This is a genomic window from Candidatus Villigracilis vicinus (assembly GCF_016702885.1).
Taxonomy (GTDB): domain Bacteria; phylum Chloroflexota; class Anaerolineae; order Anaerolineales; family Villigracilaceae; genus Villigracilis; species Villigracilis vicinus.
In genome coordinates this window covers 1-17948 of sequence record NZ_JADJDD010000010.1, presented here as the reverse complement: position 1 = coordinate 17948, position 17948 = coordinate 1, and the positions used below count along the sequence as shown (strand labels likewise).

At 51.7% G+C, this 17948-nt stretch carries 13 protein-coding genes and 1 pseudogene; 5 read left to right on the top strand and 9 right to left on the bottom strand.

Features of this window, described 5'->3' with window-relative positions:
• Positions 1–94: 94 nt before the first annotated feature.
• Positions 95–1573, top strand: a complete 1479-nt coding sequence (locus tag IPG80_RS10255; RefSeq protein ID WP_345106084.1) for an aldehyde dehydrogenase family protein — start codon at positions 95–97, stop codon at positions 1571–1573.
• Between the two features lie 30 nt (positions 1574–1603).
• A complete protein-coding gene (tpx, locus tag IPG80_RS10250) occupies positions 1604–2128 on the top strand; it encodes a thiol peroxidase (RefSeq protein WP_345106082.1) in 525 nt (174 codons plus the stop codon).
• A gap of 442 nt (positions 2129–2570) precedes the next feature.
• On the opposite strand, the gene xylB is transcribed toward tpx, so the two are convergent.
• From xylB to IPG80_RS10205, 9 genes and pseudogenes are all read right to left on the bottom strand, one after another.
• Positions 2571–4055 carry a xylulokinase gene (gene xylB, locus IPG80_RS10245; RefSeq protein ID WP_345106079.1) on the bottom strand — a complete coding sequence of 495 codons (1485 nt, stop codon included), beginning with the start codon at positions 4053–4055 and terminating at the stop codon, positions 2571–2573.
• Between the two features lie 67 nt (positions 4056–4122).
• Positions 4123–5285: pseudogene (gene xylA / locus IPG80_RS10240) on the bottom strand (xylose isomerase).
• Between the two features lie 378 nt (positions 5286–5663).
• Positions 5664–6287: a tetratricopeptide repeat protein gene (locus IPG80_RS10235; RefSeq protein ID WP_345106076.1), complete on the bottom strand. Its 624-nt coding sequence runs from the start codon at positions 6285–6287 to the stop codon at positions 5664–5666.
• A 116-nt stretch (positions 6288–6403) separates the two neighbouring features.
• A complete protein-coding gene (locus IPG80_RS10230) occupies positions 6404–7999 on the bottom strand; it encodes an AAA family ATPase (RefSeq protein WP_345106399.1) in 1596 nt (531 codons plus the stop codon).
• Complete coding sequence (locus IPG80_RS10225; RefSeq protein ID WP_345106073.1) at positions 7947–8762, bottom strand: serine/threonine-protein kinase; 816 nt, start codon at positions 8760–8762, stop codon at positions 7947–7949. The genes IPG80_RS10230 and IPG80_RS10225 overlap by 53 nt, the downstream gene beginning before the upstream one ends.
• A gap of 40 nt (positions 8763–8802) precedes the next feature.
• Entirely contained in the window at positions 8803–9639 is an 837-nt protein-coding gene (locus IPG80_RS10220) for a serine/threonine-protein kinase (protein ID WP_345106071.1), read from the bottom strand.
• A gap of 4 nt (positions 9640–9643) precedes the next feature.
• On the bottom strand, positions 9644–11869 hold the full coding sequence (locus tag IPG80_RS10215; RefSeq protein WP_345106068.1) for a SulP family inorganic anion transporter: 2226 nt from the start codon (positions 11867–11869) through the stop codon (positions 9644–9646).
• 126 nt (positions 11870–11995) lie between these two features.
• A complete protein-coding gene (locus IPG80_RS10210; protein WP_345106065.1) occupies positions 11996–12736 on the bottom strand; it encodes a hypothetical protein in 741 nt (246 codons plus the stop codon).
• A complete protein-coding gene (locus IPG80_RS10205; RefSeq protein WP_345106062.1) occupies positions 12687–14591 on the bottom strand; it encodes an NB-ARC domain-containing protein in 1905 nt (634 codons plus the stop codon). Before IPG80_RS10205 ends, IPG80_RS10210 begins: the two co-directional genes overlap by 50 nt.
• 223 nt (positions 14592–14814) lie before the next feature.
• Here IPG80_RS10205 and IPG80_RS10200 point away from each other — a divergent pair, with 223 nt between their 5' ends.
• The 3 genes from IPG80_RS10200 to IPG80_RS10190 all read left to right on the top strand — a co-directional run.
• The gene (locus IPG80_RS10200; RefSeq protein ID WP_345106060.1) at positions 14815–17229 is read left to right on the top strand and encodes a protein kinase; all 2415 of its coding nucleotides are present in this window, start codon (positions 14815–14817) and stop codon (positions 17227–17229) included.
• The gene (locus IPG80_RS10195; RefSeq protein ID WP_345106055.1) at positions 17196–17483 is read left to right on the top strand and encodes a hypothetical protein; all 288 of its coding nucleotides are present in this window, start codon (positions 17196–17198) and stop codon (positions 17481–17483) included. Before IPG80_RS10200 ends, IPG80_RS10195 begins: the two co-directional genes overlap by 34 nt.
• Before the next feature lie 5 nt (positions 17484–17488).
• On the top strand, positions 17489–17948 hold a 460-nt coding region (locus IPG80_RS10190; protein ID WP_345106052.1), incomplete at its 3' end, for a WD40 repeat domain-containing protein.

The following is a 17948-nucleotide window of genomic DNA, read 5'->3' as shown; positions in this document are numbered from 1 at the left end:
AAACCACCAATATCTATCGCCAAAAATCTTTGGTCTTGTCTTCCTTTCGCTCGATCATACTGACCAATTACCAATTACCCAAAGGAGATAACCCATGTCTTTCCCTGAAATCACCATGCCCCCGCTCGACGAAGTCAAAAAACACTTCACCCTCTTCGACTACATTGACGGTGAACGCATCGCCCCCACAGTGGACATGGGCGCGTTCGTCCACAACCCGAACACGGGCGAGAAGATCGCGCCGCAAATGGCGACCAGCCCAGAGAACATCGAACGCGCTTTACAGGTTGCACAGCGTTTGCATGAATCAGGCGAGTGGGCGAACACCTCTCCCGAAAAACGCGCCGAGATTCTTGACAACGCCGCCAATCACCTGATGGGGCTCACTCCCATGATCGCCGCGGTTGAATCGTACAATACAGGCATTGTTTTCAGCACCACGAGTTTCGTCAACGCCATTGTGTGGCTGGCGTTCAAAGCCGCCGCGGGCGTGCTCCGCAGTGGATACGCTGTCAACAAAGTCCCTGGTCCGCATGGCGATGTGGAAGTGTTGCGCAAGCCGCTTGGTGTTGCGGTTGCCATCGTGCCGTGGAATTCTCCCGCCGCGCTTGCTGCGCATAAAGTTGCCAACGCGCTCGCCGCGGGTTGCCCCGTCATTCTCAAGCCCACCGAGTGGGCGCCGTATTCCTGTCTCTTCCTTGCTGATGGTCTCGAAGCCGCGGGTCTGCCCAAAGGTCTGTTCCAGATCGTCAACGGCGGTGGTGATGTTGGCGCAAAACTCGTCGGTGATAAACGCGTGCGCGCCGTTTCATTCACGGGCGGTCTGCATGGCGGACGCGCTGTCGCCGCTGCCTGCGCCGCAGATTTCAAATCGCTGCAACTCGAACTCGGCGGCAACAACGCCATGGTCGTTCTGCCAGACGCCGATATCGACAAGGTCGCCGATGGCATCGTCGCGGGCATGACCACGCTCAACGGTCAGTGGTGCCGCGCGCTCGGTCGCCTCGTCGTCCATGAATCGATTCAAGATCAAGTCGTCAACGCCGCGATGGAAAAATTCAAGTCCCTCAAAGTGGGCGACGCGCTCTCGATGGAATCTCAACTCGGACCGCTTGCCAACTCTGCTCATCACGGGCGCATTGTGGACGCGGTCAACGCGCTCAAAGCCAAAGGCGGACAAACGCATCATACCGCCCCGACGCCTGATTCAGCGGGCTACTATCTTTCTCCCACGCTGATCACGGGAGTCGCGCCCGAAGAGACGCTCGAAGAAATCTTCGGACCTGTCGCCACAGTCCACTCGTTCAAGACCGACGAAGAAGCCGTGAAGCTTGCCAATCAAACTCCCTATGGACTCGGCGGTTACGTCTTCTCGAAAGATGAAGACCATGCCATGCAGGTGGCACGTCAAATGAACACGGGTGGAGTCAAGGTCAATGGCGTGAGTCTGCTCGAATTAAATGTCGACGCGCCGCGTCCCGCCTGGGGCTTGAGCGGATTTGGCGAAGAAGGCACATTGGAAACCTTCGATGTCTTCTGTGGAAAATCCATAGTTGGGATTGCGGGTAAATAAAGTTGAGAGAATATACAGGAGAGAAATAAAATGGCAACCATTCGTAATGATGTTTTCAAGATCGGAGATAACTTTGTCACCCTGATCGGTGATGAAGTCAAAGTGGGTGATGCCGCGCCTGAGTTCACTTCAGTGATCGCAGGATGGGCAAAGGTTAATCCGCTTCAGGAATCCAAAGGCAAAGTCATCATCCTTTCGGCAGTTCCTTCGTTGGATACGGATGTTTGCGATCGTGAAACCCGTCGCTTCAATGAAGAAGCCGCCAAGTTGAGTGATGACATCGTCATCTACACCGTCAGTTGCGATTTCCCCATGGCGCAAAAACGCTGGTGCGGTGCGGCAGGAGTTGAAAAGGTCAAGGTTGTTTCGGATGTGTTGGAAGCGGAGTTCGGCGAAAAATACGGCATCCTTATCAAAGAACGCCGCTATTTGCGCCGCTCTGTCTTCATCGTTGGGCGCGATGGAAAATTAACCTATGTCAATTATCTTCCGGTATTGGGTGAAGAACCCAATTATGAAGAGGTCATCTCTGCAGCGAAGGATGCGTTGAAATAGGGTAGAGAAATGGAAACTGTTGATTTTGTGACACGAGCGGACACAACCTGTCTTCGCAAGGAATTACGAAAACAGCCTTAAAAAGGCTCAAAACTCACTTCATCGTTAGTTTGCGAAAAAGTTACGCACCGCGATTTCTATCCCCGTCGGGACCGCCAAGGCTATACGAAAGAACCGCCCTAAAAAGGCGGTTTTTTTGTTGCATATTAACAGTCTTTGCATAAAAACAGGGTAGAAAAATATTTATACACCGTGATTTCGTCTATCTGGAATCTATGTACGAACCCGCGGTCTCATAAGTCATATCGTTACTGTACAAATCCAAATTAGTTTAGAAAACTACAGGTTAGCAATTTACTCTATTCGCATCATAGATTCTGACATCACACATAACCCGGCAGATTCGTGTTTTTTTCTCTTATTGCAAGAGAAAAAACACGAATCACATCTTTGCAAAACTGAGATTCAGCGCTGGATACAATTCTCTATACACAGAATACGACTTTCGATACGCCTCAACATCCGACGGGGCGGGCTGGGTGCTCCCCGTGATCTTGATACACGCCGAGCACGCCTCTGCCACACTGCCCCATGCGCCTGCGCCAACTCCTGCCAACAACGCGGCACCATACGCGCCGCCCTCTGTGGTGTTGACCGTTACCAGCTCCGCTTCCAACACCGACGCCAAAATCTGCCGCCACAACACACTCTTCGTACCACCCCCAGATGCGCGGACTTGTTTAATCTCGCCCAGCCCAGCATTTTGAATCAGCGTGAACGAATCTTTCAGCCCGAATGCCACGCCTTCCAGCACAACACGCGTCATGTGCGCGCGGCTATGGCGCAGGGTCAAGCCGATGAAAGCGCCCCTCGCCAACGGGTCAGGATGAGGCGTGCGTTCGCCAGAAAGATATGGCAGGAATTGCAATCCCTCACTTCCCGCAGGAATTGATTCCGCATCTTTCAATAAGTCATCAAAACTCACATCAGGTGCGAGCGTATCGCGATACCACTGCAAACTCCCCGCTGCTGAAAGCATCACGCCCATGAAGTGCCACATGCCAGGCACGGCATGGCAAAAGGCGTGAAGCCGTCCGTCCGGTTCGATCAACGCAGAAGGCGTGGTTGCAAACACAACACCACTCGTGCCAACGGTCAAACCGACAATGCCAGGTTCAACCACTCCCATTCCTACCGCTCCCGCAGCCTGATCGCCGCCGCCAGCGATAACAGGTGTACCCGCTTTCAATCCGGTGAACGACGCAACTTCTTCGGGAATATATCCTGTGATCTCGGTTCCCTCAAAAGTGCGCGGCATCCATGCGCGCGGAATATCCAACGCCGCCAAGACTTCATCAGACCAGTCACGTGCCTTCAAATCGAACAGCACCGTGCCTGCACCATCGGCTTTATCCATCGCATATTCGTTTGTCAATTTGTAACGAATGTAGTCCTTCGGTAGCAGGATGTGCCTTGTTCTTGAAAATATCTCAGGCTCATTTTCCTTGACCCACAAAATTTTTGGAGCAGTGAATCCTGTCAGCGCAACATTGCCCGTGATCTGGATAAACTTTTCTCTTCCAATGAGCTGATGGATTTCATCACACTGACTTTGCGTACGCTGGTCATTCCACAGGATGGCGGGACGTAAAACATTCCCCACTTCATCAAGCAGGACTAGCCCATGCATTTGTCCCGTGAGACCGACTGCCCTGACTTGGTCTTCATTGACACCTGCTTTTTCTAACACGGACTTAATACTCGCCACAACCGCATCCCACCACTCATTCGGATCCTGCTCCGACCAGAGAGGCTTGGGTGTTTGAAGCGTATGCGGGCTGGATGCGACTGCAACAACATTACCTGTCTCATCTATAAGCAATGCTTTGCTTGATGTTGTGGATGTATCAATACCTAAAAAGTACATCGGTACTCCTGTATCAAGTGTCAGGCGTCAGGAAAAACCTGATACCTGACACTTGGAACCTGAAACGCTATCTCACACCCAACAACACTTCATTCGTCAATTGGTCAAGGCGCTCGTATTTCAATCCACGTGAAGCAATGGTAGAGCGATCGAAAGCTTGTCCTTTAAGGGCATTCGCCTTTGCCGTGGAATATTTTCCGAAATACTGATCCATCGAACCATCATTGGCATTGATCTCTGCAACGATGGACTGGATATCCTTGTCCGCGTTCCACTGGGCAGCCTTATCTTTGAGAATGAGATAAGTGCGCATACAACCGCGCGCAAAATCCTTGACACCTTCGTAGTCTTCGGTGCGATAGGCATGAGCATCAAAGTGACGGGAATTATCGTACTTGTTGTCTTCCAGTAACTTCACCAGGAAGAATGCACTTTTGAGATTGACTGCGCCAAAGCGGAAGTCCTGATCGTAGCGTCCGAAGGCCTGATCGTTGAGGTCAATGTGGAAGAGTTTACCTGCATCAATTGCTTGCGCGACGCCATGGGTGAAGTTGAGTCCTGCCATATGTTCGTGGGCAACTTCTGGATTGACGCCGACCATTTCAGAATGATCGAGTGTTGCGATGAACGCCAGCATATGCCCAGTAGTGGAGTTGTAGATGTCGCCGCGCGGTTCGTTGGGTTTGGCTTCGAGCGCGAACTTCAGATCATATTTCTTATCCAGAGCGTACTCGCACAGAAGTTCATCGCTTCGCGGCTGCGCTTGATGGAGGTGATGGGATCCTTGGTGGCGTCGCTCTCCGTGCCTTCGCGTCCACCCCAGAAGACGTAGGTCTTTGCGCCGAATTCCACGCCGAGGTCGATGGCGTTCATGGTTTTCTGCAGAGCATACGCGCGGACTTTCGAGTCGTTGGACGTGAAAGCGCCATCTTTGAAGATGGGATCGCTGAACAGGTTCGTGGTTGCCATCGGCACAACGAGACCTGTATCTGCCAGCGCTTTGCGGAAATCCTTTTTGATCGCGTCCGCTTCGGCAGGGGTGGCATCAATCGGGATCAAGTCATTGTCGTGGAAGTTTACGCCATACGCACCGACTTCTCCAAGCAGGTAGACCAACTCGGCAGGTGTTTTTTGTCCGCGTGTCACGGAACCGAATGGATCCGCGACGCGATTGCCAACGGTCCATAGACCAAAGGTGAATTTGTTTTCAGGTTTGGGGATATACATCAGACACTCCTATTATGTTGTTCGATGTTGATTCAAAAGCATGAATACTTGTGAGGAGGAATTTCAACTTACAACGGGCTGATTTTAACAAATCAACCCGTTGTAGTATGGACAATAAAAAGCCTACCTTTTACTTAACTCTTTCTTGAACTATTCTGGTTGAGCGATTACTCCGCAGCGGCGTGGACTTGGAACGGGGGCCCTTTTCCCCCCCGCCGTGACCACCGTCTCTCCGCTTTGTCAGCGCGGCCCGCCTATTTCGGCAACGGATTTGAAGTTTTCCTCGCCGAAAATATGATTCGCTATTCTGAAAAGACCACGATGGAATACTCGGTCATCGGTCACCTGCATATCATCCTGCACACCGGACACGATCCATATTTATTGCAACACTTCCATCGCCAGCGCAAGGACCTGCTCCTGACTCATGGACTGTCCCTCCACCCAAGCCGCATTGAACTCGGAGTCGGATAGTCCTTCGCGTGCCTGAGTCAGATAATGATCAAATTCATTCTTGTATACAGGTTGTTGTACATGCCCTTTTATTTTATTATGACTTTCAATCCACCCAAACAAGAAAGTCGCCTGTCTGATCAATTGCTGATCAACAGCAAAGCAGGCAACATAAGTAATTACAATAGGCGAGAATACCCAATCTCCTTCAGTTTTAAGAAACTGCAAGGCGCTTATTAGGTTTTTTCTTGCTTCTGCAATTTGACCGCGAATGCGTTCCACAATTGACAGACCACAACGGCTTAAGACTTTTTCACTATCTGCCGCGGGGAGTGATAAATTCTTTTTATATAGAGTGGATGCCTGATCAAAGTCCCCTTGAAAACGAGCAATTTCTCCAAGGTCACCCAGAATACCTGGCAGGAATTGATCGTCAGGTGTATCCTCAACCAATTTTCTTGCTCGATTTAGTAAAGATATTGCTTGATCAAAATCCCCTAACCAAGTGCTATCTGAAAGATGCAAGGTAACAAGATGTATATAAACGGTCACGCGCCTCCTCGGCAAGAGAAAGAGCTTCCTCAAAATATCTCCGGGCGGAATCCCAATCACCCTGGTCTTCACTCATCAACCCAAGGAAATTTACGCCCAAAGCCAACCATCCCAAATCACCTACAACTTTGTTCTAATAAAATCTGAGCAGTATCGTAATTACCATCAAGTATCTCGTTAGTGCCTTGCACGCAAAGCACCCTCGTCAAACAACCATGATCGCCTATTTCACGTGCCAAAAGCAAACTTTCTTCAAGACACTTGCTCACTTCAACTGAGGGTGAACCTGGCTGAATAATTGATAAACCATAAAAATGCAAAAGCGCCCAAGCTCGGTTTTTATTTCGTTTGATGGAGCTGGCTTTTAGAAATATTTCAAACCATTCAATGCCTTCTTTTCTAAAATCTCCACGTTCGGCCCAAAACAAATACAAGGCATTTGATAAGCACAAGCCCGCATCAACATCGCGTGCTTGTGCCCATTCCAGCGCGGCGTGCAAGTTGGCGTATTCCACTTCCAAATAATCCAACCAATATGGCATCTTGCGATGATACAACTCTGGTGCAATGCGTTCCGCAAGTTTTAGAAAATAGACGAGGTGAACATCTCTCAGTTGAATCATGTTTTCAGACTCAACTAATTTTTCGCGCGCATACTGGCGCACGGTCTCCAGCAGATAATAGCGCGGCTCATCCCCATGTTCGAGGTCTACAGACACAAGCGATTTATCCACGAGATGTGTTAATAGCTCCAGTGCGTCGGCATTTCCACAAATTGCTTCCGCTGCTTCGAGAGTCCAGCCGCCCATGAAGACCGAGAGCTTGCGCAGAAAAGCCCGCTCTTCATCGGGAAGAAGGTTGTAGCTCCAATCAATTAACGCTCGCAGAGTCTGCTGGCGTGGCAAGGCGGTGCGGCTGCCACCTGTCAGCAATCGAAAGGCATCGTCCAATCGCGTGGCGATCTGTTCCACTTTCAACATTTTCACGCGCGAAGCGGCAAGCTCGATGGCTAAGGCAATCCCATCCAAGCGCTGACAGATCTGCGCGATGGCAGGCGCATTGACTTCGGTCATTTCAAATTCTGGCAAATTTGTTGTGGCGCGTTCCATGAACAACTTGACCGCTTCTGATTCTTCGATGACATGCAATCCGCTTTTGGGATTGGGCAGCGAGAGCGACGGCACACGATACGCATTTTCGCCTTCGATCCCCAAGGCTTCACGGCTGCTGGCGATGATCCGCAATTCAGGGCAGGCATGTAAAAGCGAATCACAAAGCTGCGCACAGGCGTCAATCAGATGTTCGCAGTTATCCACGACCAACAATATTTTCTTCTCATGCATGTAATTGATCAGAGCATCAAGCGGCGAGGTATCCCCTTCTGGCTTGACGCCAAGCGCCGCACAAACGGATTGCGGCACGAGCGCGGGGTCGGTCAGCGGGGCAAGCTCCACCAGCCAGACACCGATTGGATAATCTGCTAATAGCTCCGACGCCACTTGAATTGAAAGCCGCGTCTTGCCGATGCCGCCTGATCCAGTCAATGTCACCAGGCGATTCTTTTCCATACGTCCCTTGATTTGCTCCACTTCCTTTTCACGGCCGATAAAGGTTGTCAACTGCGTGGGCAGGTTGTTCTTTGGTCTGGGGCAATGGAAATTAAGATGCGAATGTAGGCGCAGTGGATCTTTCCTCGATATCACGGAGAACATCTTTGGCAGAAACATGTCGCTCTTCGGGGCTCTTAGCCAGCAGCCGAAGAACCAGATTGTCCAACCATTCAGGAATATCCGTGGTGTGTTCGCTTGGAGGTGCGACCACACCATGCAAGTGCTGCGCCAGAATGGTATTGATCGTTCCTTGAAATGGAGCTAGACCGGTGAGTAGTTCATAAAGAATCACACCGAACGCATACAAGTCAGATTGTGGGCTGGCGGGTTCGCCTTGGATCAATTCGGGAGCGATGTATGCCAATGTCCCTTTGAGAACACCTTCCTCGGTCATGCGCGAATCATCCGATGAGCGCGCCAGACCAAAGTCCATGAGTTTCAAGGTCTGCGAATCGGTGATGATAATATTCTCGAGTTTCAAATCTCGGTGAATGATTCCTTTGGAGTGGGCGTGGTCGAGCGCCTTGCAGATTTGCGCTGCCATCACGAGTGTCTCAGATACGGATGGTGCTGCGATCCCTTTCAGTGTATTCCCCGGAACAAACTCCATTACGATGAAGGGATTCCCTTCCGTTTCCCCAGCGTCAAAGACCGAGACAATATTCGGGTGATTCAACTGTGCCACTGCACGCGCTTCCTGGATCAAGCGGGATCGTCCCTCCGTGCCGATGCCGTCTGTGTTCAGGAATTTGATGGCAACTGCGCGATGGAGCAGGGTATCGTGCGCTTTGTACACGACGCCCATTCCGCCCTTGCCAAGTTCGGAGTCAATTTTATAGCGATTAAGGAGCGTTGTCCCGATCATATGATTTTCCCTTTTCAAATTCGGTCAGCCGTACACGAGATCATATCGAACGAAGGATCACTTCAAGTTCGTCTTTGACAAGCCTGGCGCTGGCGATGCGTTGACTGCGGTCTTTCTCCAGCATGCGGTAGATGAGGTCTGCCAATGCTTCAGGGATATCCGAGTTATATTGAGTCAGGTCAGGTGTCGGCTGGGTGAGGATCGCGGTGATCTTGGCAGTGATATTTTTGTCTGGAAACGGCAGGCGTCCGGTTAACATTTCAAACAGCAGCACACCAAAAGCCCAAATATCTGTACGGGCATCGAGCGTCTCACGGCCGAATGCTTCGGGGCTGAGATAATTCATGGTACCGATCAGCACACCGGACTGGGTCAGATGCGCCTTATCTGCAAGATGGGCAATGCCAAAATCACTCAGGCGCGGAGTGCCGTCCCGCGCCAGCAGCACGTTCGCTGGTTTGAGATCGCGATAGATGATGCCCAGCTGATGAGCCCGCTCTAATGCATTTGCGAGGTCAAGACCGATCTCGACGACCCGCTGACTGGAAAGGTGCCCCTGTGCCGCCAGCACATCCTGCAGGCTGCCGCCCTCCACATATTCCATCACCAGATAATGCTGCCCATACGCTTCAATAGCGGCGATGTATTTAACGATATTGGGATGATCGAGCTGGCGCAGCGCCTCGCCTTCGCGACGGAAACGCTCAAGCACATTCGGCTCCGTGGACAGGACGGCAGAATCAAGAGTCTTGACAGCCACCGCCTCTCCACTCTCCCTGTCAGTTGCCCGGTAGACGATGCCCATTCCGCCCCGTCCAAGCATATCTTTTTCAAGATCATTTATCTCAAAGCGGTTGGCGATAACGAATTTTCCCATGTCGCTACTTAAGAACTGTTTCCAGCGTTCGAGTAATGGAGATCAGCCGCTCGGAAAGCAGGCGGGCGCTAAATTCGTGAAAGGATGCGGCCAGCTCAGGTTCCTTCTGTTTCATCTCGGCAAGTGCCGCGCGAGTCAAGCGATACGCAGTGACAGGCAATTCCGCTATCGCGGACGCGGTGGAAGTTGTACCAAAATACAAGCCAGTCTCCCCGATGGCTGTTCCCAGCCCCAGCGTGCGCAATCTCACTCGTTTTTGATCCCCAAGTTCCAGGTAGACGGAGACGATGCCCATCTCAATAAAATACAAACGATCCGCTTCATCCCCTTGCTTGATGAGGGTTTCGCCTTCCTTGAAGGTGACCCGCTCTAAATAATTTAGCAGGCGTTTGGTGTTGCTTCTTTCGAAGCCGCTATCTGCCAGCTGGGCGCTCAATGTGACGGGCGTGTGCAGCGTTGTCACCTGCTCGATATCAAGCAGCTGCTCCTCGCACCATTCGAGACCGTGATCCAGGTCAGGGAAGATGCGAATCCCATTTTGGCTTTCAGACAAATTATCCAGCTCGAAACGCTTTTGCATTTGAGCGGACAGATTGGTCAGCACCAGGGTGATGCCCTGCGTCTCGGTGATCTGCCTGCATTTGACAAAACTAATGACCGCTGAAGAATCGAATCCACTGACACGGTGGAAGTCAAAAATGAGAAAACGGATCTTCGGCTGAGTGCTGTCATCCAGCCGCACACGCATTTGATCCAGCAGCGCATTGGCGGTGCCGAAAAACAGAAATCCCTGCAATTCAAGGATGTAAATTTGCTGACCTAATTTGTCTTTCAACACCCGCTGGTGATATGTGCAGCGCTCAACATTGCTGGTGACATCTGCACCAGAGAGCGCATGACGAACCACGTTGATGCGGCTGTAATTGACCACAAACAACACGATCGCCGCCGCCAAACCCACTCCGACCCCGACCAAAAAATTCGTTGCGGCGATCACGATCAGGATTAGCAGGGTGACAAAATAGTCACTCCTCGAAAGTTTTTTCCAGCCTGTCACAACCCACTCGACCAGAAATTCCAATCCCAGGAAAAACAACAACCCGCCCAAAAGCGGGCGCGGAAGATAGGCAAGCAGGGATGAGCCAAGCAGAAATATCCCTGCACAAACGATGCCGGTCACGATGCCGGGTAATTTGCCTCTTGCCCCAACGCGAAAGTTCAAGGCTGTGTCGCCAACCATGTGGTAGCCAACCAACCCGCCCAGCAACCCTGAGACAATATTCGCAACCCCAACCGATCTGAGCTCATGATTGAGTTGAATATCCTGCCGCGTGGTTAACTCAAGGGCAGATGCGTTCAGAAGAAAACCGATCACGCTCAGGACCAGAACGATGGCAATGTTGCCGCTCTGCCCGAGGATCGCCATCCAATTCGCCTCCAGCAATTTACTGCCAATCGCAAACGGCTGCCAGATCGCATCGCCGCCTACTTTCCCAAGAAGCAATCCGCGCGTGGTGGCATCCTGAATGGATGTGCCCGTCAGGAAAAATGCAAGATAAAACAGGGCAATGGATCCCAACAATATGGCAGGCATGGTGAGGAAGTGATCGAACCGTTTTAGGGCAAAGAACAACGCCAGCGCAAAGCAAACGCCAGGCAGCCAGAAAATCAATTGATCTGGTTGAAGAAGAAAAGGGATACGGGCAGGGTTGAGCGAAAAATCGGTCATGACACCAAAGGAACCCTGCACCAAGAGCCAGCCGGTCCCTGCCAGAAATCCGCCCATCACAGGGTACGGAATGTAGCGCACAAGTTTCCCCAACCCGAAAGTGCCCAGCGTCAAAAATAAAAGCCCGGTCAATATGGTTGTGAGGGAAATGGTCACAAGGACTGTGGCAAGTTTTTCTGTATCCCCCGCTGTAACAAGTAAACTAACAAGAGAAGCGGCAATGACCGCCATTACAACCGTGGAGCTATCCTGCGTGCTGCTAAACACTCCGGGAACCGAACTGGTCAGTGCAGTACCGATCAGCAAGACCACAGAGCTGACGAGCGAAATGCCGAACCCGTAAGGGAGAAAGGCAGCAAGGTCGCCGTTGAATATCAGGCTGGCTATCGAGAGGGCATAAATTACTTCGAGGATGCCTGTAACTGTCCCCATCATGAGAGCGGGCAGCAAGCGCTGCGGCTGGAATTCATTGCGTAATCGGTCGCTCACTGCCTGATCCATGGTACCCTCCCGCCCGCAATTGAAATGAAATGATATTCGGAAAAATTTGGTTGATTATATCTGGAAATTTCCAACCTGCTCTTTATTGAGGTAAATCCCCAGAGCGCACATGATCCCCACCGGAAGTTATTTACCTACCTTTCCCAAAGCATATGCTACGCCTTGATCAAGTGTCATAGCTTTACCTTCCACATAAGAATTTGCAAAAGCTGCTTCGCCCAAGGCGGTTTTGATCGCCTCATAGGTTCGGTTGTAGTCTGCCTTTCGGTATGCGGTAAATTGCCAATAATCCTTGCAGGTTTCCACCTCCATTGCTCCCAACAAAAGGACGGCATCTTTTATCTTGCCTTGCAGTTTGAGAGACTTGATCAATGAAAACAGGCAAAAGCCTTTATAACGAGCAGTGGGTAAATATTGCGAGATTTGAAGGCTTTCGCGCAAGTGGATGGTGGATTGCTCGATTTCATTGAGGTCGATCAGTACATCTCCAAGCTGCCAAAGAGAACCCGCCAAATGATATGGAGTGCCTCTGTCACGAAGATAGGCAATGCATTCCTCTACTTTTTTCCGTGCGGCTTCATAATTACCACGCCTGCGCTCTGAGGTAAACATATCATTGAGAATAAAAATCTCGCTTGCCTTTAACCCGTATTCCACTTTAATATCTTTTGCCTGACGGTAATATTTAAGCGCTGCTTCATAATTCTCTACATTCGATTCCAGCTGTCCCCGTGCATGAAGCGTGTCTGCAGCGCTGATGCTGTCTCCAACTTCACGAAAAATGGAAAGCCCCTCCTCGATCAAGGATTTCCCATTTTCATAATCTATTTGTCTGAGCGCAATACATCCTTCCCAATAAAGCGCCATGGCAAGATCCCACTTCCCCGCTTCCCCAAGGTCGCGTGCCATTGCCACGCTCTCGGGCATATGTGCGCGATCTGGCATAGTCAGAGTCCATGATCGCCCAGGAGAGTAGGAAAAGCGCAGTCACCCAGCCGCGTTTATCTGCCGAGGGAATGGATCTGTACAACGCAATACTTTCATGAAGGGTTTCGATGGCTGCTTTGGATTCGCCTCTATTTATGAGCATGGGTGCGGTGTTCGTCATGGCGTTGGCACGCAGCAGGTCAAATTCGAAGATGCCATGAGGAATGAATGCAATACCTTTTTGCAGCCATTTCAAGCCTTCTTCGGACGCATCTGACCAATCCAAGGCGTTGGCTATCCGCAACCCGTTTGCAACCGCGTTTTTATTCTCTTCTTCCAAAGACCAATCGAGAGCCGCACGAAAATTATCGAGCTCAACTTTCATTTGTTGAAAGGCTGATTTTTGATCCGCAGTCTTTCTTCTGGATTGATTGTCTTCCGCCAGCTTCACAAAATATTCCAGGTGACGTTCGCGCGCAGTATGCTCCTCCCCGTTTTCGATCAACTTCTCGCGCGCATACTGACGTATCGTCTCAAGTAAATCGTAGCGGACTACATTCCCATGTTCATGATCTGCGACAACAAGAGATTTATCCACGAGACGAGTTAGCAGATCAGACGCATCGGAGTCGCTTGAAACTGCCTCTGCAGCTTCAAGAGTCCAGCCACCCATGAAGACCGAGAGTCTTCGCAAAAGGGTCTTTTCCTCTTCAGAGAGCAGGTTGTAGCTCCAGTCGATCAGGGCGCGCAAAGTCTGCTGGCGAGGCAGCGCGGTACGGTTGCCGCTCGTCAACAGATCAAAGACATTGTTAAGCCGCGCTGCGATCTGTTCCACCTTGAACATCTTCACGCGCGAAGCGGCGAGTTCGATCGCGAGGGCAATTCCGTCGAGGCGCTGGCAGATCTGGGCGACGAAGGAGGCGTTGAATTCGGTCAGCTCAAATTCCAGTTGCGAGGCTTGGGCGCGTTCCACGAACAACGTCACCGCTTCTGATTCCTGAATGATGTTCAGAATGCTTTTTGAATCGGGAAGCGAAAGGGATGGGACGCGATACGCCTGCTCGCCCAAAATATCCAGCGCTTCACGGCTGCTGGTGAGAATTCTCAGGTCAGGGCAGGAGCGCAAAAGTGAAACGCATAATTGGGCACAGGCATCAACGAGATGTTCGCAGTTATCCAGCACCAACAGGATCTTCTTGGAACGCAAATAATTGGTGAGCGCTTCGAGGGGCGAGGTATCCCCGTCTGGAATCACTCCCAGCACGGCACAAACGGATTGCGGCACGAGCGCAGGGTCGGTCAGCGGGGCAAGCTCCACCAGCCAGATGCCCATGGGATATTGTGACAATAACTCCGATGCGACTTGAATGGAGAGGCGCGTTTTACCAACGCCGCCGGAACCCGTCAGCGTGACGAGCCGATGCGTTGCGATCAGGTGGATGACATCTGTCTGATCTTTTTCGCGCCCGATGAAATTGGTCAGGGGGGCGGGTAAATTATTGCGTACGAATTGGAGGGAAGGATTTGTTTGTTTGGCGGGGAGATCAGCCAACCCGCGGGTAAAGGGAAGCCATGCTTCACGTTCGGATTTCGGGATGCCGGCCTTCTCCAACAGGATGAGAGCCAATTCTTTTGAAGGCTTGAGCGCATCGCTTTCAATCCTCCGCAGGGTGATCCTCGCGCAGCCGACTTGATCAGCAAAGGTTTCCTGAGTCAGGTCAAGAGTGCGCCGCTGTTGGCGCAGCCATTTTCCAAAGGTGAGTCGTTTGCTATCAAAGTCTCCCATAAGTTTCATAAATTATATCCATTTTGGCACTATTGAATAGACGGCAACTCTGATTAAATGGCGTAATTCTCGGGCGTATTTGTAGATCCGTTGTGCCTGACTCCCCTATTTTTAAAACCGATATAAAAGCGATATAAGGTTGAAAAACTCTTGATTTTCAATTTTCAAAGACGTATAGTGTAACAAGATAAGTTCAACCACAATTCTCATTATTGAGTGGAGGAAAGAAAACATGAGTGACGAATATTCCTTTGGCATCATCGCAAAAAACAGACGCCGCGAACTGGGGCTGACCCAGGATGAGCTGGCACACCGTGTGGGTTGCGCCCCGATCACCGTGCGCAAGATCGAAGCGGATGACCTGCGCCCCTCGGTGCAGATCGCGGAACGCCTGGCGATGGCCTTGAATATTCCTCTCGAAGAACGGTCTGCCTTTGTGAGGCTGGCACGCACGGAGCGTCCCGTCCTCGAAGAACCAAGTGTCACCCCCATGCCCGCGCCCGAGGAGATCGGCAGCGAGGACCTGAGCGGCCGAGCCATTCGCGGATATGCTCTGGGAGAACGGCTTGGCAACGGCGGGATGGGAGTGGTCTATCGCGCTGTGCAGCCATTGGTGGAACGCGAAGTGGCGATCAAGATCATCATGCCCATGTATGCTAACCATCCAGATTTTATCCGCCGCTTTGAGGCGGAGGCACAGCTCGTGGCACGGTTGGAACATCCGCACATCGTTCCGCTCTATGATTACTGGCGCGAGCCGAGTGTGGCGTATTTGATCATGCGCTTGCTGCGAGGCGGAAGCGTGCAATCCCTGTTACGCGGCGGGACAATGCTATCCTCCGAAACGGTTTTGCGGATGATGGAACAGATCGGCTCGGCACTCAGCTCATCCCACCGTGCAGGAGTGGTACATCGTGACCTGAAACCTGCCAATGTATTACTCGACGAAGACAACAACGCCTATCTCGCGGACTTCGGTATCGCAAAGAATTTGAGCAGCCCGTCCTCAGAGACCCAGGCCAATGTGGTCATCGGTTCGCTTGACTATATTTCTCCGGAGCAGATCCGCTCGGAGTTCGTCCGTCCGCAGACGGATATTTACGCGCTGGGTGTGATGCTGTACGAGCTGCTGACGGGCAAGGTTCCCTTCCGCGGCAACACTCCTTTCGATGTCATGAGCCAGCATTTGAACACACCCCTGCCCATGCTCGACGAACATCGAATGGGGCTGCCAAGATCGTTGGACAATGTGATCGAACGCGCGACAGCGAAAGACCCGCTGGAAAGATATGAAAATGTAGAACTGATGCTGAACGACCTGCGGGCCGCATTAGGCGCTGCTCCGCTTGAGATCAAGAGCAAGGCGATTTCGTTGCAAGACACGATCCCACCGCTCACCGAATTGGACAATCCCTACAAAGGCTTGCGCGCTTTTGTAGAAGGAGACGCGCAGGATTTCTATGGACGCGAAACGCTGGTCCAGAATTTGCTGTCAAAACTCGAAGACACGGGAGAACTGTCGCGTTTTCTGGCAGTTGTCGGGCCGAGTGGAAGCGGAAAGTCATCGGTTGTAAAAGCAGGCTTGATCCCCGCCCTGCGCCTCGGAGCATTGCCCGGTTCGGAGAATTGGTTCATCGTTGAGATGATGCCCGGCGCGCATCCGCTGGAGGAACTTGAAGCCGCGCTGCTGCGAGTCGCGGTCAACCCGCCCTCGTCGTTGATGGAACAATTCCACAAAGACAGCCGCGGACTGATTCGCGCGGTGCGCCGCTCGCTGCCGAACGATCCCAGCATTGACCTGGTGCTGGTCATCGATCAATTTGAAGAGGTGTTCACTCTGGTGCAGGATGAAGCCGAGCGCATGCGTTTTCTAGGATTGCTGGTGACGGCGATCATGGATGAGAACAGCCGCATTCGAGTCATCCTAACCCTGCGGGCAGATTTTATCGACCGTCCGCTCGGGTATGTGGATTTTGGCGAACTGCTGCGTCAGCGCATGGAAGTCATTCTGCCGCTCACGCCTGATGAATTGGAAAGCGCGATCGCTTCGCCCGCCGAACGGGTGGGTCTGCATCTCGAGAGCGGACTCGTGGCTGCGATATTGCGAGACCTCGGCGACCAGCCCGGCACACTGCCTTTGCTGCAATATGCGTTGACCGAGCTTTACGAAAAGCGCGCGGGCAATATGTTGACGAAGTCCGCCTACCATGAGATCGGCGGCGTGCTTGGCGCGTTGGGACGAAGGGCTGAAGAAGTATTCAAGGGCTTGGATCAAGAAGGTCAGGTCATCGCCAGGCAAATATTCCTGCGTTTGGTTACGCTTGGTGAAGGCGTGGAAGATACCCGCCGCCGTGCTTTGATCTCTGAATTGGAAAACCTGAAGCTCAGCGATGTGGACCTGAGGAAATTCTCTAAATCATTCAAGGCGACCTTGAATGCCTTCGGGAATGCCCGCCTGCTTTCTTTGACCGTGACCCGGGCACACGCGGTCCGACGGTGGAAGTGGCGCACGAAGCCATCATCCGCGAGTGGGGGCGCTTGCGCGATTGGCTGGAAGAAAGCCGCTCCCTGGTGCGAATGCAGAGACAGCTTTCCACCGCGGCATCTGAATGGATGGATGCAAAACGTGACCCCAGCTTTTTATTGAGCGGCACCAAGCTGGCGCAATATGAAGGATGGGCAGAGAGTTCGGCGATCGCGTTGACCCAGCATGAACTTGATTATTTAAAGGCTAGCCTCTCTGCGCGAGATCAACGAGAGGTGGAAGAAGCGGAACGTTTACAACGCGAGAAACGGCGCGGAAATTGGCGGAGACGGGAATCCAAGCCGCGCAGAATCGCAAACAAGGTCTGCGAAACACCTAAGACAACGCGCGGTCTTTTCTTAGCGCCGTCCTGGTGAAGGCAATGGTCGCCGCCATTATTGCAGGGGTTATTGTGTACCGCACCCAAACCGGCTATCCAAACGAAGCCATCGCTAGCACCGCCCAGGCAGCAGAAGCCCTTGCTATTCAGGAAAAAGATCACGCAGAGAATGAAGCCAAACTTGCTACCTCACGCGAACTGGCAGCGGCTTCACTAAGCAATTTAGATATTGACCCTGAATTGAGTATTTTACTAGCACTGCAGGCTGAAGCCACAATTCATACAATAGAATCCGAAACATCTTTGCGGCGAGGACTTGTTGTATCGCAGTTGAAATTTGCATTGAATACAAAAAACCAGAATATTCAATCGATTGCATTTAGCCCCGATGGAACACATTTAGCAACCGCAGGCAATGGAGGGTATATTCAGATTTGGGATACTATGACTGGTCTGGAAGTATTGGAACTCGATTCAGTCCCTGAATATACAGATATTACTA